Here is a 24,011-nt window from a genome sequence, read left to right as displayed (position 1 = left end):
GGGGTGGAATGGTAATTTGTTTGATTGCAGAAGGAGCATATCCGTATGTTACTGGAGGGGTTTCAAGTTGGATTAATCAGCTAATAAATGGACTACCTCATATAAAGTTTAAAGTAATATCTTTGATGCCATCATATAAAGAAGAGCTGGAGTATAAATATAAAATACCAGATAATCTAATAGAAATAAGGACAATCTATTTAGATGATTACTTGAAATTAAAACATAGGTTTATAAAAAGAAAGCTAAGATTTAATAAAGAAGAAAGAGAATGCTTGTACAAGCTATTATCTTTAGAATCAGATGTAGAATGGAACAAACTTATAAACTTAATATCTAATCCTAAAAAGATAGGAAGTTCAGTAGACTTTCTGCAAAGCAAATTTTTCTGGGATAATATTATAGACATATATACAAAACAATATAATGAAGAGAGTTTAAATACATTTTTCTGGACTGTAAGAACTATGTTACTACCATTTCTGAATTTATTTAATCAAGAAATCATGGAAGCTGATATATATCATGCAGTATCAACTGGATATGCAGGCATAATAGGTGTGCACTTTAAACAGATTAATAAAAAGCCTTTTTTACTAACTGAACATGGAATATATGCTCGTGAAAGAGAAGAAGAAATTATAAAGGCTAACTGGGTAACAGGAATTTATAAAAAGCTATGGATTAAGTTTTTTTACTTTATTTCCACTGCAGCATATAAGGAAGCGGATAAAATAGTTACTTTGTTTCAGAGAAATCAGGATATTCAACATAAGCTAGGAGCTTCTAAAGAAAAAACAGAAATTATTCATAATGGAGTAAACTTAGAGAATTATAAAATAGAGTATGAAGAACATGAGGAGTATAATATAGGGGCTATTCTTAGGATAGTGCCTATAAAAGATGTGATGACTCTAATAAGAGCCTTCAAAATTGTAAAAGACACAGTTGATTCAGCCAAGCTTTATTTAATTGGACCAGCAGATGAGGATAAAGAATACTATCAACAGTGTTTAGGTCTAGTTAAGTTACTAAAGTTAGAGAAAGATATAATATTTACAGGTAGAGTAGACGTAAAAGAATATCTTAAAAAAATAGATGTACTAGTTTTGACTTCCATATCTGAGGGTCAACCCTTAGTAATTTTAGAAGGAATGGCATCTGGAATTCCTATAGTGTCTACAGATGTAGGAGGATGTAAAGAACTGCTAGAAGAAGATGATCATGAAGGAAGTTGTGGTATAGTAACTAATCTGGTATCAGCAAGTGAAACAGCAGCTATGATAATTAGACTAATTAAAAATCCAGATTTAAGAAAGCAAATGGGCAAGAACGGAAGAATTAGGGCAGAAAGAATTTATAGTGAAAAAAGCTTTATAGATAATTATAAAAGATTGTATGAGGAGCTAGGATGATAATATTATGGCTGGAATTGGATTTACCTTAAAAAGATTATTTAGAGACGAAACATATACGAATAGAGGCAAAGCATATATATATTCTGCACTAGTATCAGCAGGTCCTTGGATTGCAGCAGTAGTAACTGTTAATATTATGCTAGCTACAATGGAGGTTTTTCTAGATAATCCTTTAGAAAAAGAATTATTTATGGGCACCATTGTTTATAGTTTTGTATTTTCTCAGATTATAACAGCACCATGGCAATTTATAATTACTAGATATATTTCTGATAAACTTTACACTGAAGAATATGACTGTATCAGACCTTCATATATAGGAATAAATAAAATAGTATTTTTTCTATCATTTATAATTGCAGTGTGCTTTTATATTAATAAACCGATATCAATTTACTACAAGGTAATGTCTATATATTTGTTTACGATTCTCACAATGGTTTGGATACTTATGGTTTATTTAAGTGCAGTGAAAAATTATGAATTAATCTCCAAGGCGTATATATATGGAGGTCTGATTTCAATTGGAATGACTATATTCTTTTTATTAAATCCTATAAAATTTCCCTCTAATGTATACTCTACAAACATATTGTTTGCATATTTACTAGGCATAAGCTTAACGTTTGCAATACTTTTATATAGCTTTTTGTCAACGTTTTATTTCGGAAATAATTTAGAATATGATTTTATAAGATATGTAAATAAATTTCCGAGTTTATTTTATATTGGATTATTTTACACAGTAGGTCTTTGGATAGATGATATTATAATGTGGTTTAGTGTAGTAGGTGTTAACGCATACGAAACATATCATTATGCACCTATTTATGATAATGCTGTATTCTTAGCATATTTAACTACTATACCATCAACAGTAATGTTTTTAGTATCTGTAGAAACAGAGTTTTACGATTGTTATAAAAAATATTATGAGTTAGCTAATAAAACAGGAACTTATGAAGAATTATTAATAGCAAAGAATGAAATGAAGAAAACCTTATATGGAAAGTTACGTCATACTTTTTATGTACAGCTTTTAATAACTACAACTATAATATTACTTTCTAGACAGATACTTAGCTTTTTAAATATTAGTATAGTAATAAGGAATATCTTTAGGATAAGTGCTTTAGGTGCGGTATTTAATATATTCGCTTTATTGATAATAATAGTTTTACTTTACTTTGAATCTAGGGTATATGCGGTAATAGTTTCCTTTATATTTCTAGCTTCAAATATTATATTTACGTACCTTTTCAGTAGCAGCGGGTTAGAATACTATGGATATGGGTTTACTATAGGATCATTTATATCATTAATTATTGCTATGATATTTTTATCTAGATTTATAAAAAAACTTAACTTCACAACATTTTCTCTACAGCCACTTTTTGTAGAGGAGGATACAGGAATTTTTATAAAAATCTCAGATACTATGAATAGATACAAGCTGAATGAAGTGAATCAAGGAAATAATTTATTGAAAAATAAACTTAAGATTAATAGTAAATATATAAATATTTTAATTATATTAGCTGCAATATTTATATATTTTATAGCTAAAATTATTAGTATTAAGTTCTAATAAAGTAATGTAAAGTATTTGTTATGTACAGGTTATATTAATGTAAAATACATAGACATGGATATATTAAAGTGCTAGATTTGAATTGTAAGCTATCAGATAAATAATTTTACTGGAGGTAAAAAAATATATGAAGCTAACAATCAGAATGAGAATGTATAGCACATCTGCCATCATAATTATGCTCACTATAATACTTAGCATACTTTCTATTTACTCATTAAGAACAGTAAAAGATAGATCAAATCAAATAACAGATACATGGCTTAATGCAGTAGACTTAGCTCATAAAGCTAATAAAACACTTGTAGATTTTAGGTCTAGAGAGTACGTACATATTATAGCTGATGATCCAGAGCTTGTAGATGATGCAGAAAAGGATTTAAAGAATTTAAGAAGCGAATTTGAAAAGTACATAAACGAATATAGTAAAATTATAAAGTCTAAAAAAGAAAAAAATATGATAGAACAAATAAATAAAGAATGGAAATCATACTTAAACATAAGCAATAAGCTTTTATATCTAGGAAAAGCCGGAGAGGGTAAGGTTGCTATGGAGGCAACTTTAGGATATTCTCAAGATCATTTCACTAAAATTAATAATTTAATAGAAGAACTTGTTAAAAGAAATAGTAAAAGTGCTAATAGTGTTCATACTGAAAATAATAAGCACTATAATGATGCAAGAATGAGATTTATATTAATATCTATAGCTATTGTGTTAGTAAACGGAATTTTTGCTATATATAATGGGAGAGATGTTTCAGGTCGTATAGCAAATTTAAGTTCTATAATTAAAGAAACGGCGAAGTTAAAATTATCAGACGATGACGATAAGATATCAGAAGTTAAAATAAGTAAGAGTAGACTTCAAGATGAAATTAGTATAATGCAAGATCTTATACTATCAATGAGATGTGAACTTAGACAAATAATAAATAATATAAAAGACAACTCTGATAAAGTAGCACTTAGTTCAGAGAATGTTTCAACTACGATGTCAGAAACATCAATCTCTATAGAGGGAGTAGCTAGAGCTACTAGTGAGCTTGCAGAAGGGACAGCGGATCTAGCACAAAATGTTCAAGGTGGGGTAGATAAAATAAATTTATTGGCTGAATGCATAAATCAATGTGTAAATAATTCAGATACTATAAAAAGACATATAGAGAAGACTACTAAAGCAAGTGAAGAAGGAATGCTATACATCGGTAGTCTAGAAGATTCGGTAGGAGCAAATAGCATAATAGCAAATAAAGTATCAGATCAAGTAGATATACTTTACAATGAATCAAAGTCTATTGAAAAAGTTATAGAAGTAATTAATTCAATTACTGGACAAATTAACTTACTATCGCTTAATGCAAGTATAGAAGCAGCTAGGGCAGGAGAACATGGGAGAGGATTTGCTGTAGTAGCTGAAGAAATCAGAAAATTAGCAATTGCTACAGATACATCAACTAAAGAAATAGAAGAAATTATAAGTATTGTAAAAAAGGAAGTAGACAATACAAAGTCTCAAGTTACCGAGTCTATATCTGCTATAAAGCAAACTAGCATAGCTTCAGATAGCACTAAAAAATCTTTTGAGAATATAGAAGATCAGATATCGGGAATTATTTATGAATTAGACATATTAATAAATAACATAAGAGATATAGATAAAAGCAAAGATGAGTTTATAATTACTATGGATGAAATAAGTGCCATTTCAGAAGAAGCAGCTGCATCAACTGAGGAAATATCAGTAGCTATGGAGCAACAGTCAGCTAGTGTTGAACAAGTGTCCAGCTCTTCTAATGAGCTAATTAAAGTTGTTCATGACCTCGAAGAATTAGTTAATAGGTTTAGAACTTAAGGTAAAATTAATAATAAAGATATTGATAACTTGGTATTTTAATATTATGTAATAAATTTTAATGATAATGAAAAAACAGTCCTGAAAAGGACTGTTTTTTTAAATATAGAAAAATCATCTCAAACACATTCCTTTCCAATTCGGGAGGCACATACATTTCTACATGTACCCATTGGTCTTATGCCATAGGAAATCCCTTAGGTATATAAGACTCGGAAGATTTTATTTAATTAATATTTATTATCTCGAAGTCATTATTTAATAGATCTACATATAAAAGCTTATTTCTAAAAACTTCTCCTTTACCTACTAGAACTTTTATTGCTTCACAACACTGTATAGAAGCTACAGTAGGTGGAATAAAAGATGGATTGCCCCATTTACTTTCAATACCTTTATTTTTATTTTTATAAATCTTTTCAAGAGTTTTATCACCTGGATATATGGTTGTAACTTGACCAAAGAATCCAGCAATTGCACCATGTACTAAAGGTATATTTTCTTCAGAACAAGCTTTCTCAAGTAACAATCTTGTTTCTATATTATCCAAACAGTCTATTACAATATCATGGTTTGTTATGATACTGTTTACATTTGACTCCGAAATCATGCAATTAAAAGTTTTTACATTTATATTACTATTTATTTCTGCTAAACCACTTTTACAGACTTCAACCTTATACTTACCAATCGTTTTCTCTGTAGCAAATAGTTGTCTGTTTAAATTACTTTCTACGAAAACGTCACCATCAACTAAAGTGAGATGTCCTATTCCAAAGCGTGCTAAAATTTGAATTGTATATCCTCCAAGACCACCGCAACCAATAATACACACTTTTTTTGTGAACATTGATTCTACTTCTTCTTTAGAAAAAGAGTTTGTATTTTTAACATATCTTTCAAAGTTCATTTTATCAACCCCCACCCACTTGCGGAAAAATTGATAATACATCTCCATCTTTTAAAGAATGTTCTCTGTCAGCATCATGTCCATTTAATAAAATTATATGGGCATCTTCATCTGATATTTTTAGCTCATCCAAAACTTTACGAATTGTATCTGCGTTAGTGTAAAGAACTTTTCCTCTGTTTTCTCTTAAATATGCGAATAGTCTAACTTCAACTTTTATATCACTCATGATAGAACCTTTATGCGAAACAATCTTGTAAGCCAAGACGTTTTTTAGTTTCTTCTGTAACTATACCATCTTTTGACCAACCACGTGATATATAATAGTTATCAAGCATTTTTTCTAAGTTCACTATTTCACCTTTTACTGGGCCACTTGGCATAGCTTCATCAGTTAATCTCTTAGGAAGTGTATCATCAGCACGTGAAAAACCACATCTTTCATTATACATACGCTCTAATGAATAAATTCTTTCACCAACTTCTAATAGAGTATCTCCCGTATAATTTGTACCACATACAGCATTTAAAATATCCGCATAGTCTTGATTATCTTTAAGTCCGAAAGTAGTAAATATGCACATACCCATAGAATCAACGATTGCTGTTAAGTTCTGAACTATAACAGTTAAATCTGATTTTTCCTTATCATCTGAGAGTCTATCCACTTTTACAGGATAACCTAAAATTTCTGGGTTAATCATATAACCTTTAATGTGGCAACCGCCTCTATTATTAGTTGCATAGTTAAGTCCGATTCCTTTTGCCCCACGTGGGTCATAAGCTGCAATTTCTTGTTTTTTAACACTCATACTTTTATCTATCTGACCATAGCTTTCACAAAGTCTATATGAACCATCTGCCATTTTAGCTCCAAAACCTTCTCTAAGTGCTATTTTGTGTAGCCACTTTATCATAGAATCTTTGTCGCCCCACTGAAGACTTAATCCATCACTTTGTAGTTCCTCGTCCTTTATTAATCCATCTTCATATAGTTCCATAGCAGCTGCAAGAGTTGCCCCTGCTGATATTGTATCTAATCCATACTCATTACATAACATATTAAGAACATTGATAGAGTCTAGATCATAGTTATCACAGTCTGGTCCAAATGACCATAGAGTTTCATATTCTGGACCACCTACTATATCACCATTTGAAAGTTTTACTTCACGTCCGCAAGAAATAGGGCAAGAAGCACAACCTACTGCTCTTGTTAGATGATCACTAGCTAAAGTTTCACCACTAACTTTATCTATTTTTTCTAAATCAGTGTATCCTTCCTTAAAATTCTTAACAGGATGCATACCATTTTCATTAATTATATTTACAAGAACTGCTGTACCATAAGCACGTAATCCCGTACCACCAACAGGGTCATTCTTAATCAAACTAATTTTTTCTTTTGCTACTTCTCTAAACTTATCTTTATTAGGAACTTCAACTGTTTTTGTACCTAGAATAGATATGGCTTTTAAATTCTTAAATCCCATTATAGCTCCCATACCACCTCTGCCAGCAGCTCTATCAATATCATTCATAATAGAACTCATCAGCGATAAATTTTCACCAGCTGGTCCTATTGCTAGTATTTTGTGCTTATCACTTGTCTCTGATTTTAGAGTTTTTGTAGTGTCTTCTAATTTTTTTCCCCATAAATGCTTTGCACTACGAAGTTCTGCTTTGTCATTTTCAATTAGTAAATAAACAGGCTCTTTAGATTTTCCCTCGATAATAATCATATCAAGTCCAGATTTTTTCAGATGTGTACCAAAAAATCCTCCAGAATTTGCTGTTCCTATAGTTCCTGTTAGCGGAGCTTTTGAAATTACCATATAGCGTCCACCTGTTGGAGCTATAGTTCCCGTAACCGGACCTGTAGCCAATATGATCTTGTTTTCTTCACTTATAGCTTCAACATTTGGATCAACTTCATCGATATAAGTTTTTACACCAAGACCTCTGGCTCCAATGAAGTTTTTTGCATTTTCCATGTTTAAATCTTCATATAAACATGTACCTTTTGTCAGATCGACACGTAAAACTTTTCCCATGTAACCATACATAAATTAAACCTCCTTTAGAATAAATTCGTTACAATTTAATTATAACAAACCTATCTTTTTATTCAAAAATTCCAGCTAACATGAAGAATCGTTTAAATTTAAACATTGAGACTTAAGCATATGATCGTCAATAAAACGGGTAAAAATTTCCTTCTACAATGATCCATATAACTTAATGTAATAGAAAATTTACCTTACATTATATTTACGTGATATTAACATAAAAATAAAATTGTGATAAAAGTGTAACATTAGTCTTTTATACTACTCTTATGAAATAAGGAGGTGATTACTATGAAAGAACACGCTAAGAAGCTAAAATATCGTCATGAATTAAAGTACTATGTAAATTATCATGACTACTATATTTTAAGTCATAGACTAAAACGGATAATGAAAAGAGATAAACATACCAATGAAAATGGTGAATATCTTATAAGCAGCTTATACTTTGATGATATTGATAATACTGCTTTAAGCGATAAGCTTGCTGGAATTAATGATCGGGTGAAATATAGAATACGAACATATAACAGAAGTGATGAACAAATAATCCTAGAAAAAAAGATAAAGAATGGCAGCCATGTAGCTAAAATTAGAGAGAAAACAAGCATAGAAATTTATAGAGCCATTATAAGTAGCAATTATGAAGTTATTAAAAATATAGATATGCCTCTTCATAAAGAACTTTACATGAAGATGAAGAATAATCTCTTAAGACCAAAAGTAATAGTTGAGTATGTAAGAGAAGCATATGTATCGGATCCAGGAAACATAAGAATAACTTTTGATAAAGAATTAAGTACAGGTTTAAATCAATTAGACTTATTGAAATCAGAGCTAAGCACAATAAGATCATTAGATGAAGAACACACAATTCTTGAGGTAAAATATGATTCATATTTACCAGAGCACATAAAAGATATGATTCAACTAGAGGGACTAGTTAAGCAATCAGCATCAAAGTATGTAATTTGTAGAAAATATATAAAGTCAAATTTATGGGAGGATAATTAAGAATGGATAATACGTTTACTTTTTCAGATATATTTAAGAAAAGTTTTTTAAATAGTGCATCAAATGATTTAACAGCAATGAAAGTTGTTCTAACTTTAGGATTAACTTTTCTTATAGGATTATTTATTTATGTAGTATATAAGAAAACATTCAAAGGAGTTTTATTTTCAAAAAGTTTTAATGTATCTTTAATAGCCATATCAATGGTGACTTCTCTAGTTATTATGGCAGTTACCTCTAATGTAGTTCTTTCACTAGGTATGGTAGGGGCACTAAGTATTGTTAGATTTAGAACTGCTATAAAAGATCCAGTTGATATTGTATTTATGTTCTGGTCAATTTCAGTAGGTATAGTAACTGGAGCTAGTTTGTATGTGTTAGCTATATTTGGTTCATTAGTTATAGGTATAATTTTAGTTGCATTCAACAAGACAGTAATGCCTGAAAATGCATATCTTTTTGTAGTGAACTGTAATGACAGTAGCGCTGAGGATGAAGTTATAAAGAAGATAAGAAATGAAATTAAAAAATTTAATATTAAATCTAAAACAGTAACTAAAGATAGTATTGAGATGACACTAGAGCTTAGAGTAAAGGATAATGAAACGGGTTTTGTAAATATGATTTCTAATATCAGTGGTGTAAGTAACGCAGTTCTTATAAGTTACAATGGCGACTATGTTTCATAGTATAAGCTGGTGGTGATAAAATTGAAAAGAAATACTAAGGTGTATGCAATTGTTGTAATTCTATACTGTCTAATACTTATAATAAGCACAGTAGTTCCATCTTATAAGACTAATATATCAGATACAACACAGAAAGATGCAACATTAGATTTAAGTCAGGAAGATAAAGATGCAAAGGTAGATAAAGAAATATTTCCTAAAGACAAAGTTATAGACGTTAAGATAAATATAAGTGAAAAAGATTTTGAGGACATGCTTAAAAATGGGCAAAAAGAAGAAATTAAGGTTGCTAATGTTAATTATAATGGATATGAATTTAACAATATAGGTGTTAGAACAAAAGGAAACTCAAGCTTAATGCAAGTTGCAGCACAGGATTCTGATAGATATAGTTTTAAGATAAACTTAGATGAATATACAGATGGACAAAATTTTTATGGAATAACAAGTATAAATCTGAATAACAACTTTAGTGATCCGACTTATATGAGAGAGTATTTAACTTATGAGTTGATGGAGCAAATGGGACTACCTACTCCAAGATTTAGCTATGTGAATGTGTATATTAATAATAAGTTACACGGATTATATTTAGCAGTGGAACAAGTTAATGAATCTTTTATAAATAGTAATTTTGAAATCACTAATGGTAATCTATACAAACCTGATGGAGATGGAAGTGATTTAATCTGGAAAGGTGAAAGTATGGATAATTATAGTGGATTAAATTTAAAAACTAATAAAAAAGAAAATGATAACTCGAAAATACTTAATATGATGAAAGAGTTAAGTGAAGGTAGTGATTATGAAAAGTATATAAATGTAGATGAGGTGTTAAGATATCTAGCGGTTAGTACAGTACTGTGCAACTTTGACAGCTACCAAGGTAGCTTTAAGCATAATTATTATCTTTATGAAGAAAATGGAGTGTTTTCAATAATACCTTGGGATTTTAATATGTCTTTTGCAGGGTTTGGCGGAATGGGGCCAGAAAGTGGAGAAATGACAGAGGTTTTAATTGATGAGCCAACTATGGGTTCTCTGGAAGAAAGACCACTAATAGATAAACTTTTAAAAGTTCAAGAATATAAAGAAAAATATCATAGTTATATAGAAGAGATAGTTAATGGATATCTATCAAAGGAGAACTTTAATAAAAGAGTAGAAGAACTTTCGAATCTTATAACTAATCATGTAGAAAAAGATCCTACTAAATTTTATACTTTAGAAGAACATATAAAGTCACTTAGTGAAGATGTAACAACAAGTAATAGCAGTAAAATGCCTGACCAAAAGGGGCAAAATCAAATGGAAGAACCTACTGAACCAGGGCAAAAAAAAGATGAAGAAATAAATAGTAACGAAAGATCTAGAGAAGGAAAAGTAAAAAATAATGATATTAATAAAGATAATAAAATAGGCTTTGGAAATAGCACAATAGTGGGACTAACATCTTTCGTAGAAGCAAGAATAGAAAATGTAAGAAAACAATTAGACGGAACAATTCCTTCCTATAAGGATGGAACAGGAATCGGTGGAGGCAAGATGGGTATGTCTGGTGGGAACAATAAACCAGAAAATATGTCAGGGGAATTTAATCCAAGCAATATGCCAAAGGATTTTGAAAACAAACAAGGCATGAATCCTCCTAAAGAAGGTATGTCACCTCAAGGTAACAATAACAAAATGCCTATGATGGGGCAGCAAAGGGGTATGGTGAATTTAGAAGATATAAAAGTATTAATAGTAGGAGCGGCAATGTTAATATTATCAACTGTATATATACAGAGATTAAATAAAAAAAGAATATAGAGATAAAGCATGCAATAAATTTTTACATATTGCATGCTTTATTTGGCTTATACTATAAATATATAATTAATTGTAGGTGGTGAGAAAGTGAAGAGAATATTATTATGTGATGATGAAGCAAGAATAAGAGATATAGTAAAAGATTTTCTTGTTAACGAAGGATATATAGTAATTGAAGCAAAAGATGGAGAAGAGGCATTAAGTATATTTAATAATAAAGAAATAGACTTAGCTATTTTAGATATTATGATGCCTAAAATTGATGGATGGGATGTATGTAAAGAGATAAGAAGAATATCAAAAAAGACACCTATTATTATGCTAACAGCAAAAGGTGAAGAGGTTGATGAACTTTATGGCTTTGAGATCGGTGCAGATGAATATATAGTAAAGCCTTTTAGACCATCAATACTTGTTGCTAGGGTGAATGCATTATTGAGAAGAATAAGTAGAGGAAGTATTTCTTTAGATAAGGACTTGGTAATAAATGATGACTTTCATGAAGTAAGGTTAAACCGAGAATTAATTGATTTAAGTCCAAAGGAATATGAATTATTGTTATTCTTATATGAAAATAAGGGAAAAGTATTTAATAGACAACAGCTTTTAGACAAGTTATGGGGATTTGATTCCTTTGTTACAGATAGGACAGTAGATACTCATATTAATAGACTTAGAATAAAGCTTGAAGATAAGAGAAACTATATTAAGACTATAAGAGGATTTGGATATAAATTTGAGGTGGATTAATGAAAAACTCTATAAGAACTAAACTGTTTATTCAAGTAAGCGGAATAATTATAATATTTGTTTTATTAACTACTATTATCAACTCTAGCTTATTAGAAAAATACTATATTTATCAGAAGAAGAATGTCCTTATTGAACAAGTTAATCATATAAATGAAATAAATACAGGAAACTATAAAGATATAGCTGTAGAATTAAAAAAAATAGAAAGTAGATATGGGACAAATATATCTATAATGTCCTCACTGGGTGAAATAAAATATAGTTCTTTTTTTTCAGTAATAGATGATGCACCCTATATGGTTCAAAATCCACAAGAGCAACGACCACCATTATTTCCCAAAGGGGCACCACCTGATTCTAAAGGTCGCACTGTAAAAAATAAAGAAATTTTAAATGAAGATTCTTTTATAGAAATACAGAGTGATAACAAGCTAAATATAGACTTCTTAGTTTACTATAGTAAGCTTAACAATGGAGATCTTATAGAAAGTAGGGTATTCTTAAGTTCAATTTCTGAAAGTGCAAATGTTGCTAACACATTTTTGCTGTTTATTTCAATAATATTATTAATAGTTGGAGCTTTTTGGGCATTTATTATGGCAAATAATTTTACAAAGCCAATACTACAGATGAATGATATAACTAGAAAAATGGCAAAATTAGATTTTTCTAAGAAGTGTAATATAAAGACAATGGATGAGATTAATCAATTAGGTGATAGTATAAACTACCTATCAGAGCAGCTTGAAGAATCTCTAACTGAGCTAAAAGATGCTAATGAAGAATTACAGCATGATATTGAGAGAGAGAGAAAAATAGATGAAATGAGAAAGGAATTCATATCTAATATATCTCATGAGCTAAGAACTCCAATATCAATTATAGAGGCATACTCTGAAGGGCTTAAATTAAACATTATAAATAATGAGGAAAAAAAGAACTCCTATTGCGATGTCATTATGGAAGAAACAACTAAGATGGATAGGTTATTAAAAGAACTTTTAGACTTGTCACAAATGGAATCTGATTATTTTAAATTAGATAAAAGAGAATTTAAGATCAAAGAACTTATTCAAAGATGTTACTCTAAATATGAAAGAATACTTAGAGACAATAAAATTAATCTGTATATAGATAGTATAGAAGAAGCGATAGTTTATGCAGACTCATTTAGAATAGAACAAGTTTTAAATAACTTAATAAATAATGCAATTGCTCATATAGATGGAGACAGAGTAATTAGAATATCATGTAGAAATATTAATAGTAGCGTAAGAGTATCAGTTTATAATAGTGGATCGGAGATACCAACAAATGAACTAGAGAAACTTTGGATTAGCTTTTATAAAACTGATAAATCAAGAAACAGGGAGAAAGGTGGATATGGCCTAGGATTAGCAATAGTAAGAGCAATACAGGACTTACATGGGAAAGATTATGGTGCTAAAAACGTAGAGAATGGTGTAGTGTTTTGGTTTGACATAGATAAAAGCAAATTATCTATATAAATATATATACTCATTTTGTTACTTTAAATTTATTTAGAAATAAATAATTATAGTAAATATGTATTTTCCTTAAAGAGGATTTTAAAAGGGAACGTATAATAATATGTATAAACAGGATATAGGAGGGAAAAAAAGTGAGTATATATAAATTAGTACCACAAGACTACTTGAAAGCAAATAAAAAAAGAATAAGTGTAGTTTGTTTTATTATGTCTATAATGTTCGTACTAGTAATGTATGTTATCAATGGTTCATCAAATAATTTATATTATGATAAGTCTACTTTAATAGCAGAATACACAGTGTACGCTATAGCTAGTGCAGTATTTTTTTACAGTATTCTTAAAGACAATAATTAGGTCATTAAAAAGAGGATGGCTATCATATGAACTTCATATAGATAGTGATAAATTGATACAAAAACAAAATCATTTAAAAGATATTACTATTAATAGGGAAGAAATTGCAGATATTATAGAAGAAAAAAATAAAGGAATATATATTAATACTAAAGAGAAAAATAAGAGTATGTTCATACCATTAAGTTTAGATGGTTATAAAGAGGTGAGAAAGACTTTAATAGAATGGAAAGGAATAAGTGAAAAAGTTGATAGAATAAGTTCACATGAACTTAGAAATATATATACTGTACTATCAATGTTAATATTGATTATAGTACTAATTGTAAGAAATAAATATATTGTGATTCCATTAGGAATTATGTTCATTATAATTTTTATTTATGACATCATAAAGTTAAAAAATAATTCAGAGTTTGATGAAAGAATAGTGAGAAGATATTTACCCCAAATGTATCTAACATTATTTATAGTAATCGCTAAGATGATAACTCTCTTGATTTTTTACTAGAGTAATAATTATTTCGTATAAGAAGTTTTAAATTTATAAATGAGGGTGAGAAATGAGAAATAAAAAGTATAATTTTATGGATATAAAAATACTATTATTAGCAATTAGTTTTATTTATGTTCTTTGTTTATATATAGATTTTTCTAATAAACAATTTTTCATATCTATAGATATAGTTAAGTATATATCCATATTATTGTGTTTTATAATATCACTCCTTATAGGTAAACGTGCTATAAGTGTAAAAGATAGATGTTTACTTCAGGTAGGACTTCTCTTCACGGTTCTTGCAGACTTATGCCTTCTCATTTTGGGTTACTTCAAGCTAGGAGTAGCCTTTTTTTGCATAACGCAAATAGTTTATTTTTTTAGATATAAAGTAAAGGTAAACTTCTCAATAATAATGAGCTATATGAAAATACTAAGTATTATACTAATAGTATGTTTATCAGTTAACTATTTTTGGCTAAAAGCTGATATTATAATACCTATATCAATATTCTATTTTATATGTTTGCTAAATAGTATTATAGAGTCCTTAAAACTGCTTAGAAATAAGAGATATCCTTATCCAAATGCATATATGATAGCTATTGGTATGATCTTATTTCTTTTATGTGATATAAATGTAGGACTATATAATATAAGTAGAGCAGGAAATTTTCAACCGTGGCTTATTAAAGTACTAAGAGATGTATCATATCCACTAATATGGCTATTTTATCTTCCATCACAAGTATTACTATCATTAAGTGGGTTTAGAATTTATGATAAAAGATATTAACGATTGCCAACTCTAAAATCTAGAAGAAATAAATGAATACCAGCTAATATCGCACCAAAATAATTGAAAATTAAGTCTAAGTTAGTATCCACAAGTCCTGACTGACTAGCTGGTTTAGGATGAGCTATTACATCTATAAAAAACTCGCAAGTTTCAAACAATGCACCTAGACTCATACCAATACAGACTATAAAAATAAATTCACGAAATCTTGAAACAATTTGCTTCCTGGTAATTAAATTTAAAAATGAATATGCAAAATAGGTAACAGCATATGTTCCAAAAAGATGAAGTCCCTTGTCAAAATATTTAGACTTTTCATAGAATCCTAAATATTGTCCACAAAGAGTATGACCTATCGCTGTAATGATCAAAATAATTCTAGAATACGTACTAATATATAGTTTAAACTTAATTTCTAAAAACGTAAATATAATGAATAGTACAGTGGTGAAAGCTACATTACCTGCATATTTACCACCCTTGTTTTTGAACAATCCAAATATAATTAAAGCTTCTATAACAGTAAAAAGAACTGCAAAAAATATTGATTTGCTTCGTTTACTCAAAGAAAAACACCTCCATATTAAGAAAACTAAAAGATATGTTATATTATTTCCTAATATAAAGAGGTTTATCCTATAATATTTACTTTATCATTGCAATAACTATACATTAATAATATAATGAGAAATGAACTTAATATTGTATGTCGTTTTAGGTGCCTTGTATTTACAAGGATAATAGGGAAAGTGGTTAAAATCCACTACAGCCCCCGCTACTGTATACGGAGACGAATCTTTATAAACCACTGGCTATTATGAAAGCTGGGAAGGAAAGAGGAGGATGAAACGTGAGTCAGGAAACCTGCCTAAAAGGAGAGCTACACTTCGGAGGGAAGTAAATGGCGTGAGATTGATTTTAAAGAGTGTATTTATAATTACTTATGAAGAGTACTCTTATACTAGCGTTTAGATAGAAAACAACTCTTACCATTTATGGTTAGAGTTGTTTTTTTATCTAAGTTTTTATGGACAAACTTATAAATATCGGGAGGTGTTTGTTAAAATGAACAAACTAATTAAATATCTATATTCTTTAGCTATATTGCTATTAGCACCTAACTTTGGATACGCTATGCATATAGCTGAGGGATATTTACCACCAGTTTGGAGTGGTCTATATTTCTTACTTGCATTACCATTTGTTTATTTAGGAATCAGAGATATAAAAAGAAAGGGAAAGTTAAGCAATGATATGAAGCTTTTTATAGCTGTAGCAGGAGCATATTGCTTTATACTTTCAGCTCTAAAGTTACCTTCAGTTACTGGTAGTAGTTCACATCCTACAGGAACAGGATTTGGGGCTATAATATTTGGACCATTTATTATGAGTGTTGTAAGTACTATAGTTCTTTTATTCCAGTCCCTATTTTTAGCTCATGGTGGTCTTACTACACTAGGAGCAAATACTTTTTCAATGGGAGTAGTAGGACCTTTAGTAGCTTTTGGTGTATATAAACTTGCAGGGAAAAATAAAAAATTAGGAATATTTTTAGCTGCAGCTTTAGGTGACCTTGCAACTTATGTAGTAACAGCGATACAGTTAGCTCTAGCTCACCCTTCAGAAGTAGGTGGATTAGTAGCATCACTTGAAAAATTCTTATCTATATTTGCCATAACTCAAATACCATTAGCAATAGCAGAGGGAATACTAACTGTTCTAATATTTAATATAATTGAAAAATATTCTAAAGATGATTTAGAAGCACTAAAGGGGGACTTATCTTATGAAAAATAATGCATTACTTGTGATATTATTAGTAGTAATACTCGTAGTCTCTCTTCAAATAGGAGCTAAAAATGGCCCACTTGAAGGTGCCGATGGGATAGCAATGGATGAAATAGAAAACTATGAGCCATGGTTTGAACCAATATGGGAGCCACCTTCAGGAGAAGTGGAAAGTGGAATATTCGCATTTCAGGCAGCTATAGGAGGGGTACTTTTAGGGTACTTTATAGGTAAAAAGAAAAATGCTAAGAACACTAATGAGCTATGCAAAACTAAATCGACTCTGTAATGTACATCCTATAGAAAAAGCAATACTATTTTTGCTTCCTATCATTGTATGTGGATTTGTAAAAAATTCGATTGTAATTCTTCTAATAAATATACTGACAATGATAGCTATCCATATAATACTAAGAAATCCTAAAACGATAATATTAAAGTTCACTAAAGGGATACTCATTTTTTCCATATTTACATCTATATCATTAATCTTTGATCAAAGTATAAGATATATAGCTATTTTGATATTAAAAAGTATATCTGGAGTTTTATCTATACTATTATTTACTATGACAACACCTATAGAGGATGTATTTTATCTAGGTTCAAAATCCAGTTTATTTAAAGACATATGTGATATAGCTAAAAATATGATAAGATTTTTAATCTTAATAGAAGATGAGTATCTTCTACTAAAAAATGCTATGAAGTCAAGGCAAGGTTTTATTACAACTAAATTTAAAGTCATAAATGGTGCAAAAGTTATGGGATTCTTATTTGTAAATACCATGAGAAGGTGGAAGGAAATAAGCGACTCTATAGAAAGTAGAGGTTATAGGGGTAATACTGTCTATTTAGAAAGAAAATTTGAGTTTTCCAAACTAAGATTTGGACTAGGATGTTTTTATAATATTATATTAGTAGTTTTAATATTAAGTTTTGATAAAATATGATGAGTTTAAATTATTTCATTATTTTGACATAAGTGATATAGTTAATTAATAAGAAAAAGGAGCGATGGAAAGTGAAAGGTATAATAATTATAGGACATGGAAGCAGAGCAAATGATGCTAAAGATATATTTTTAAAAGTAGTAGAAGGATTAAAAGAAAAACTAGACACTCCTAATGTTGAGGGATGTTTTATGGAGTTGTCAGAGCCATATATACCTAGAACTATAGATAAGATGTATAATGAAGGAGTAAGAGATTTTACTGTGCTTCCATATTTTCTTTTTCCTGGAATTCATATAAAAGAGGATATACCTGAAATATTAAACGAATGTAAAGAAAAATATGGAGATATATCTATAAAGCTAGCTGAGCCTATAGGTTATCATGATTCTTTAATAGATATATTAAAGGAAAGAATACAAGGTGAAACTAAATGTATATAAAAAATCCTGAACTTATAGAAACTAAAAGTTTTGAAATAATAGATGAAGGCATGACTCCTCATAGTTTTACTGATGAGGAGTTAAATGTAGTTAAAAGAACTATTCATACTACAGGAGATTTTGATTATCAGAATATAGTTATATTTAAAAATAGTCCAATAGAAGTAGGTATAAACACAATAAAGAATGGATGTAGAATAGTAACGGATACAAAGATGGGCTTTTCAGGAATCAATAAAACAGCTCTAAACAAAGCCAATTGTACGCTAGATAACTATATAAGTCATGAAGATGTATTTAGAATAGCTAAAGAAAAAGAAATAACTCGCTCAATGGCAGCAGTAGACTTTGCTTTAAGTGAAGGTGTAGACATATTTGTAGTAGGAAATGCTCCAACTGCCTTGTTCAGAATAGGAGAACTAATAAAAGAGGGAAAAGCTAGTCCAAAACTTATAATAGGGGTTCCTGTAGGTTTTGTGGGAGCTAAGGAGTCAAAAGAGTATATAAGGGAATTTGATATACCTACTATTACTACAAAGGGAACTAAAGGGGGAAGTAATGTTGCAGCTGCTATAGTAAACGCATTGCTATATATGGCGGTAGGACGATGAGCAAGTTAGACTTATATGTTATAAAAGAAGGAAAGAAACTTAGATGTGGATATACTACAGGGAGTTGTGCTACAGGAGCTGCTAAAGCATGCACAGTTGGACTTTTAACAGGAACAATTCCTGAATATATTGAAATAGATACTCCTGCGGGAATTAGACTAAAGCTAAAAGTAGACAAACCTACAATAACAGAAGATTTTGTATCTTGTTGCATAGTAAAAGATGCTGGAGATGATCCAGATGTTACAGATGGAATAGAAATATTTGCAAAGGTAAGTAAAAGAGATGATGAAGAAATAGTTATAACTGGTGGACAAGGTGTAGGAACTATAACTAGGGGTGGATTCTGGGGTAAAAAAGGTGAAAGTGCTATAAATCCTGTACCTAGAAAAATGATAAAAGAGGAAGTAAGTAAAATTACTAATATAGGAGTTAATATAGAAATATATGTACCTATGGGTGAAACTATAGGGAAAAAGACATTTAATTCTAACATAGGTATAGAGGGTGGAATCTCCATCATAGGTACAAAAGGAATAGTAGAGCCTATGTCAGAAGAAGCATTTAAGAAAAGTATATATATTGAGATCGATAGCATAAGAAATAATGAAGAAGATGAAATTGTGCTCTATCTTGGCAATCATGGTGAAAAGATATATAGTGAAATGAATGAAAAGGTAAGTGGAGTGAAAATAGCTAATTTTATAGGTGAATCTATACTATGTTGCTATAATAAAGGGTTTAAGAAAATAACACTAGTGGGGCATATAGGGAAACTATGTAAACTATCAATAGGTGCATTTAATACTCATAGTAAAATATGTGATATGAGAATTGAGTCATTCATATACTATCTTTCATTACTAAATGCTCCACATGAAATGATAATGAAAATAAATAGCTGCTTAACTTCGGAAGAAGCTTTAAAAATAATAATAGAAAATGATTATATGAAAGTTATAAAAGACATGATTAAGGGCTGTGAATATAGGATAAAAAGATATTTAAAAGATGAGGACTTTGATATAAAAGTAGTAATGTATTCTATGGACTATGGAATACTTTAATTAGTGAATTAGTTTAAACAGCAAATAATTATTGTAGGTGTTGGGGGATGATATTACGATTTACTTAGTTGGAATGGGACCTGGAAATATAAAAAATCTTACAATAGAAGCCATAGAAGTTCTAAAAGATTCATCAAAGATAATTTCATTTGGTAGAATAGGAGACGTAGCACAAGAATTTAATAAAAATATATCTAAAGTCAAGACCTTAAATGAAATAGGTTATTTATTAGAAAATAAAAGTATGATAGAAGAAAATATAGCTATACTTGCCTCAGGTGATCCTTGCTTTTATGGAATACTGGAATATTTAAAAAGAAAAGAAGTAAGAATAGATAAAATAGTACCAGGAGTTTCATCGTTGCAATATATGATGTCAAAGTTAAAAAAGAGTTGGCATAATAGCAACTTGGTTAGTTTTCATGGCAGAGATGAAGAAAAAGAAGAAAAAATTAGAAACATAATGAAAAGTCAAACTTCTATCATTCTTACAGATAGTAATAATACTCCTAATAATATATCGAAGCTGTTATATGAAAAAGGACTAAAAGGAAAAATATATGCAGGATATAACCTGTCTTACGAGGATGAAAAAATAATTATAGGTAATATAGGAGATGAAATTAACTACGAAAGTTCGTTAGCATTAGTTGTTGTTGAGGTAGATTAATATGACAAACTATAAAATAATTTCAGAACAAAATTGTAAGTTTAAAATAGCGTAGAATAGAAAGTGAAAATCTATTTTATGCTATTTTTTTATTAGCGAATAAGATATATGAAAAAAATTTGGATAATCGTGATAGAAAGTCATTACATAGTTCGTATTATTTATTGAGAAGCTTCTTAAATAAAGGAAAGAAAAGGAGGGGTAAAATCTTTGAAAGTAAATGAAGAAAATTTTATAAGTTATATAGAAAAGAAAAGTCCAAAGGGTCTAGACTATGCTGTAGACTCATACTCAAAGCTAGTTTATAAGGTAGTATATAGCATTCTTGGAACAGGATTTCATGTACATTCTATAGATGAATGTGTAAATGATATATTTTTAGCGCTATGGAATAATATAGACTGCTTTGATGAGAAAAAAGGAAGTTTTAAAAATTGGATTATAGCTATATCAAGATATAAAGCTATAGATTATAGAAGGCAACTATTAAAAGACACGAATCTAGAATTTGATGAAAGTTTAGTTGAAAGAGATAAACTTTTAACTAATGAAAGTGATGCGGAAAATATTTTACTAATGAAGGAAAAAAGGGAAAAACTACTTAAAATGATAAACGAACTTAATGATGTTGATAGAGATATATTTATAAAAAGATACTTTCTAGATGAAGAAATACAAAATATAGCTGAAGACTTAGAGGTGAAGAGATCAGTAGTAGATAATAGACTCTCAAGAGGAAGAAAGACTTTAAAAGAAAAGCTTATAGCCTTGAAGGAGGAGATAATATGAATAGGGAGGAATTAAAAAATATTTTAGATGAAAAAGATATATATAAACTTCTTAATGAAGTCAATATTGATGGAGAAGAATTTGAAGATATAGATTTAAATATAGATGAAATAAGAATAAGAAAACTTAAAAAGAATTTGAGAAAAGATTTAGGAGTTAAAAGATTATCTAAAAAAGCTAAGTATGCTTTAAGTATAGCAGGAGGAGTTATAATTTGTATAGCTTGGATAGGAATAATGAGTGTTAAAAATCCTGCCTTTGCCAAAGAAATACCTGTGTTAAACTCTATAGTGCAGAGATTAATAGAGAATTACGGATATAAGGGTGATTATGAGACATACGCTGAAGTTATAGGTCAAACTCAATATGACAAAGGAATAAGTATTACACTAAATGAAGTAGTATATGATGAATCGGAAGTAATAATAACGTACACTATTAAAAGTGATAAAAAAATTGAAGAATTAGGTGAAAATTTTATTTCAAATCTATATGAATCAATTAAGATAAATGGAAGTTTTAGTGGTTTTAGCGGAGCCTCGTCTACAAGCGAGCAGATAGATGAACATACTATGATAGCTTTTGTTGAATATCAGATGGGACTTGAAAAACTACCAGATAAGTTTGATATGGATATAAATATTAAAGAAATATTTGATATAAAAGGAAAGTGGAAATTCTCATTTAAATTATCAAAAGAAGAAATATTAAAAGAACAAAAAACATTTGATGTTGATATAGTTAAAAATTTTGAGGGAACAGATGTTAGAATAAGTAAAGTTTCCTTTAGTCCACTAAGTACTAATATAAAATTAGACGGAAAAAAATATGAAAACATGAATGACTTAAATAGTCATTTCGGATTTTTTGAATATGACTATTGGCTTTTATTCGACGATAACGGAAATGAAATAGGAAGAAGAGAAAATATGAGTGGGGGAGGATCTCACGAAAGCTTTGAATCCACATATAGATATGATGCTGTGGACAAAGTACCAAAATATTTAACTGTTGTACCAGTGCAGTTCAGAATAAGAGAGGAATTTGGTTTACACGAGGATGGGAAAAAGTCTGTTAGAAAAAACAAAAAAGAATATATAACAAAAGATGTGAAAAAGCTTATAAATGGATCATATCCTATAGAATTAAAGCAAGGTAGATTTGGAAAGTTAACAATAATAGGAATGGAAGAAACAGAAGATAAAACTATTATAAGATATAAGGCAGAAGGAAAACTACCTTATTTTCAAGGACATCAACTCTATATAGAAAATGAAGCTGGGGAAAAACTTGAAGTGAAAATAAATCCAATAAATAATGGATATAACAATAAAGAATTTACCATTGAGGTAGAAAAACTTAAATCTAATGAAAAATATTACTTTGTAACTAGTAATTTAAACAATAGAGACTTTAAAGAAGATTATGTGTTTAAAATACCAATTAAATAAGAAATAAATAAACTATTCATTCAATGAAAGAAATCTTGGGTGGATAGTTTTATTTTGATATAATAGCCTAAATTATGTTGAATGATTATAAAAAATATGAGATGATAAATTTATTGAAATAGAAGGAGGAATAATATGATCATTTTTGGATGGGGTAAAAGAACAACTAAGCAATATGGAGAATCAGGACAAGACTATTGTAATCATTGTGCTAATTTAGGAAGTTGGTCATATAATCGCTATAGAACTTGGTTTACACTGTTTTTTATACCTGTAATTCCTTATCAAAATATGTACGTGAAAGAATGTAATATATGTGGAAACTATGTACCACTTAGTAAAGAAGAATTTTTTAGTGAATTAGAAAATTGTAAAGAAGCACCTTGTACAAGCAATGGTAAAGATGTGCATAATGATGGATTAACGGAAGTACAAAGAAATTATAGAAGACAAATGGCTGAGTTAAGAAAAGAAAAATAGTGTTGGTCATAGTAAGAGGGAATGAATATACATATCTGATATAAAATTATTTATAAGTGACACATTGATATATGTATAATATTTAGTTGAATTTTAAATAATTATAGAACATGAGATGATGGATTTACTAGAACACAATTAGGTTTTAGTATAAGTAAGAAATTAAAGATCAATATTAGGATGTATCTATAGTATATATTTCTGATACTAACATCTGGAGTATCAGGAATTTTAGTGGATATGCTGACATGAATGTCCTAAATACATTAGTTATGTGAAATGATGTGGATTGAGGAGGATTAATAATGACAGTAAATATTACGCCATCACTATCAGAAGCTATAGGTTTTTTAATACCTTTGATTTTATATCTAATTTTAATGGGGCTTGGTATATATACAATGATATTAATTATAAAGGCATTAAAGATATATATCAAAAAGAACTCTTGACGGTTATTCAAGATTAAAATTAATACATAGT

At 29.2% G+C, this 24,011-nt stretch carries 27 protein-coding genes and 2 riboswitches; of the genes, 23 read left to right on the top strand and 4 right to left on the bottom strand.

The genetic code is table 11. The features are described 5' to 3' along the window. The first annotated feature begins 8 nt into the window (after positions 1-8). From pelF to CURI_RS12530, 3 genes are all read left to right on the top strand, one after another. Positions 9-1,415, top strand: coding sequence for a GT4 family glycosyltransferase PelF (gene pelF, locus CURI_RS12540; RefSeq protein ID WP_014968638.1), 1,407 nt, complete (start codon positions 9-11; stop codon positions 1,413-1,415). Between the two features lie 7 nt (positions 1,416-1,422). Then, entirely contained in the window at positions 1,423-3,006 is a 1,584-nt protein-coding gene (gene pelG, locus CURI_RS12535) for an exopolysaccharide Pel transporter PelG (protein WP_014968637.1), read from the top strand. Positions 3,007-3,136: 130 nt separating this feature from the next. Further along, positions 3,137-4,864 (top strand): methyl-accepting chemotaxis protein, encoded by a 1,728-nt coding sequence (locus tag CURI_RS12530; protein ID WP_014968636.1) that lies wholly within the window; start codon positions 3,137-3,139, stop codon positions 4,862-4,864. A 112-nt stretch (positions 4,865-4,976) separates the two neighbouring features. Next, positions 4,977-5,094: riboswitch (molybdenum cofactor riboswitch) on the bottom strand. Here CURI_RS12530 and CURI_RS12525 read toward each other — a convergent pair. The 3 genes from CURI_RS12525 to CURI_RS12515 all read right to left on the bottom strand — a co-directional run bounded on the left by CURI_RS12525 (position 5,091) and on the right by CURI_RS12515 (position 7,840). Next, a complete protein-coding gene (locus CURI_RS12525; protein ID WP_014968635.1) occupies positions 5,091-5,774 on the bottom strand; it encodes a HesA/MoeB/ThiF family protein in 684 nt (227 codons plus the stop codon). It overlaps the preceding riboswitch by 4 nt. Positions 5,775-5,778: 4 nt before the next feature. Then, positions 5,779-6,003 (bottom strand): MoaD/ThiS family protein, encoded by a 225-nt coding sequence (locus CURI_RS12520; protein ID WP_014968634.1) that lies wholly within the window; start codon positions 6,001-6,003, stop codon positions 5,779-5,781. Positions 6,004-6,013: 10 nt separating this feature from the next. Then, positions 6,014-7,840 (bottom strand): aldehyde ferredoxin oxidoreductase family protein, encoded by a 1,827-nt coding sequence (locus tag CURI_RS12515; RefSeq protein WP_014968633.1) that lies wholly within the window; start codon positions 7,838-7,840, stop codon positions 6,014-6,016. A gap of 294 nt (positions 7,841-8,134) precedes the next feature. Between CURI_RS12515 and CURI_RS12510 the strand changes: the two genes are divergently transcribed. The 8 genes from CURI_RS12510 (at position 8,135) to CURI_RS15095 (ending at position 15,273) form a co-directional block, all read left to right on the top strand. Beyond that, positions 8,135-8,857 carry a polyphosphate polymerase domain-containing protein gene (locus tag CURI_RS12510; protein ID WP_014968632.1) on the top strand — a complete coding sequence of 241 codons (723 nt, stop codon included), beginning with the start codon at positions 8,135-8,137 and terminating at the stop codon, positions 8,855-8,857. A gap of 2 nt (positions 8,858-8,859) precedes the next feature. Beyond that, positions 8,860-9,546, top strand: coding sequence for a DUF4956 domain-containing protein (locus CURI_RS12505; protein ID WP_014968631.1), 687 nt, complete (start codon positions 8,860-8,862; stop codon positions 9,544-9,546). Positions 9,547-9,567: 21 nt separating this feature from the next. Further along, the gene (locus CURI_RS12500; RefSeq protein ID WP_014968630.1) at positions 9,568-11,358 is read left to right on the top strand and encodes a CotH kinase family protein; all 1,791 of its coding nucleotides are present in this window, start codon (positions 9,568-9,570) and stop codon (positions 11,356-11,358) included. Positions 11,359-11,445: 87 nt separating this feature from the next. Continuing rightward, complete coding sequence (locus CURI_RS12495; RefSeq protein WP_014968629.1) at positions 11,446-12,108, top strand: response regulator transcription factor; 663 nt, start codon at positions 11,446-11,448, stop codon at positions 12,106-12,108. Next, entirely contained in the window at positions 12,108-13,619 is a 1,512-nt protein-coding gene (locus CURI_RS12490; protein WP_014968628.1) for a sensor histidine kinase, read from the top strand. The genes CURI_RS12495 and CURI_RS12490 overlap by 1 nt, the downstream gene beginning before the upstream one ends. A 134-nt stretch (positions 13,620-13,753) precedes the next feature. Further along, positions 13,754-13,978, top strand: coding sequence for a hypothetical protein (locus CURI_RS12485; RefSeq protein ID WP_041701819.1), 225 nt, complete (start codon positions 13,754-13,756; stop codon positions 13,976-13,978). A 52-nt stretch (positions 13,979-14,030) separates the two neighbouring features. After that, positions 14,031-14,489, top strand: coding sequence for a hypothetical protein (locus CURI_RS12480; RefSeq protein WP_144276033.1), 459 nt, complete (start codon positions 14,031-14,033; stop codon positions 14,487-14,489). A gap of 52 nt (positions 14,490-14,541) precedes the next feature. After that, positions 14,542-15,273: a lysoplasmalogenase family protein gene (locus tag CURI_RS15095; RefSeq protein WP_014968626.1), complete on the top strand. Its 732-nt coding sequence runs from the start codon at positions 14,542-14,544 to the stop codon at positions 15,271-15,273. Here CURI_RS15095 and CURI_RS12470 read toward each other — a convergent pair. Then, positions 15,270-15,842 (bottom strand): DUF2238 domain-containing protein, encoded by a 573-nt coding sequence (locus CURI_RS12470; RefSeq protein WP_014968625.1) that lies wholly within the window; start codon positions 15,840-15,842, stop codon positions 15,270-15,272. The two genes, CURI_RS15095 and CURI_RS12470, sit on opposite strands and share 4 nt — an antisense overlap. A 133-nt stretch (positions 15,843-15,975) precedes the next feature. Next, positions 15,976-16,162: riboswitch (cobalamin riboswitch) on the top strand. On the opposite strand from CURI_RS12470, the gene CURI_RS16400 reads away from it, so the two are divergent. The 12 genes from CURI_RS16400 (at position 16,120) to CURI_RS15935 (ending at position 23,980) form a co-directional block, all read left to right on the top strand. Then, positions 16,120-16,248 carry a hypothetical protein gene (locus CURI_RS16400; RefSeq protein WP_266353467.1) on the top strand — a complete coding sequence of 43 codons (129 nt, stop codon included), beginning with the start codon at positions 16,120-16,122 and terminating at the stop codon, positions 16,246-16,248. It overlaps the preceding riboswitch by 43 nt. A 93-nt stretch (positions 16,249-16,341) precedes the next feature. Further along, entirely contained in the window at positions 16,342-17,073 is a 732-nt protein-coding gene (locus tag CURI_RS12465) for an energy-coupling factor ABC transporter permease (protein ID WP_014968624.1), read from the top strand. Beyond that, positions 17,063-17,353 (top strand): energy-coupling factor ABC transporter substrate-binding protein, encoded by a 291-nt coding sequence (locus tag CURI_RS12460; protein ID WP_014968623.1) that lies wholly within the window; start codon positions 17,063-17,065, stop codon positions 17,351-17,353. Before CURI_RS12465 ends, CURI_RS12460 begins: the two co-directional genes overlap by 11 nt. Further along, a complete protein-coding gene (locus CURI_RS12455) occupies positions 17,307-18,017 on the top strand; it encodes an energy-coupling factor transporter transmembrane component T family protein (RefSeq protein WP_014968622.1) in 711 nt (236 codons plus the stop codon). Before CURI_RS12460 ends, CURI_RS12455 begins: the two co-directional genes overlap by 47 nt. Before the next feature lie 71 nt (positions 18,018-18,088). Next, entirely contained in the window at positions 18,089-18,460 is a 372-nt protein-coding gene (locus CURI_RS12450; RefSeq protein WP_014968621.1) for a sirohydrochlorin chelatase, read from the top strand. Continuing rightward, entirely contained in the window at positions 18,451-19,071 is a 621-nt protein-coding gene (locus CURI_RS12445; protein ID WP_014968620.1) for a precorrin-8X methylmutase, read from the top strand. Before CURI_RS12450 ends, CURI_RS12445 begins: the two co-directional genes overlap by 10 nt. After that, positions 19,068-20,138: a cobalt-precorrin-5B (C(1))-methyltransferase CbiD gene (gene cbiD, locus CURI_RS12440; RefSeq protein ID WP_014968619.1), complete on the top strand. Its 1,071-nt coding sequence runs from the start codon at positions 19,068-19,070 to the stop codon at positions 20,136-20,138. Before CURI_RS12445 ends, cbiD begins: the two co-directional genes overlap by 4 nt. Positions 20,139-20,178: 40 nt before the next feature. Beyond that, complete coding sequence (cbiE, locus tag CURI_RS12435) at positions 20,179-20,808, top strand: precorrin-6y C5,15-methyltransferase (decarboxylating) subunit CbiE (RefSeq protein ID WP_144276032.1); 630 nt, start codon at positions 20,179-20,181, stop codon at positions 20,806-20,808. Between the two features lie 210 nt (positions 20,809-21,018). Continuing rightward, positions 21,019-21,597 (top strand): sigma-70 family RNA polymerase sigma factor, encoded by a 579-nt coding sequence (locus CURI_RS12430; RefSeq protein ID WP_014968617.1) that lies wholly within the window; start codon positions 21,019-21,021, stop codon positions 21,595-21,597. Then, complete coding sequence (locus CURI_RS12425) at positions 21,594-23,048, top strand: DUF4179 domain-containing protein (RefSeq protein WP_014968616.1); 1,455 nt, start codon at positions 21,594-21,596, stop codon at positions 23,046-23,048. The genes CURI_RS12430 and CURI_RS12425 overlap by 4 nt, the downstream gene beginning before the upstream one ends. A 135-nt stretch (positions 23,049-23,183) precedes the next feature. Continuing rightward, a complete protein-coding gene (locus tag CURI_RS12420; RefSeq protein WP_014968615.1) occupies positions 23,184-23,528 on the top strand; it encodes a zinc-ribbon domain-containing protein in 345 nt (114 codons plus the stop codon). Positions 23,529-23,833: 305 nt separating this feature from the next. Next, a complete protein-coding gene (locus CURI_RS15935) occupies positions 23,834-23,980 on the top strand; it encodes a hypothetical protein (RefSeq protein WP_187287402.1) in 147 nt (48 codons plus the stop codon). Positions 23,981-24,011 lie beyond the last annotated feature (31 nt).

It is taken from the genome of Gottschalkia acidurici 9a (genome assembly GCF_000299355.1).
Classification (GTDB): domain Bacteria; phylum Bacillota; class Clostridia; order Tissierellales; family Gottschalkiaceae; genus Gottschalkia; species Gottschalkia acidurici.
Note: the sequence above shows the minus strand (reverse complement) of the source record. Positions and strands in the feature narration are given on the sequence as shown.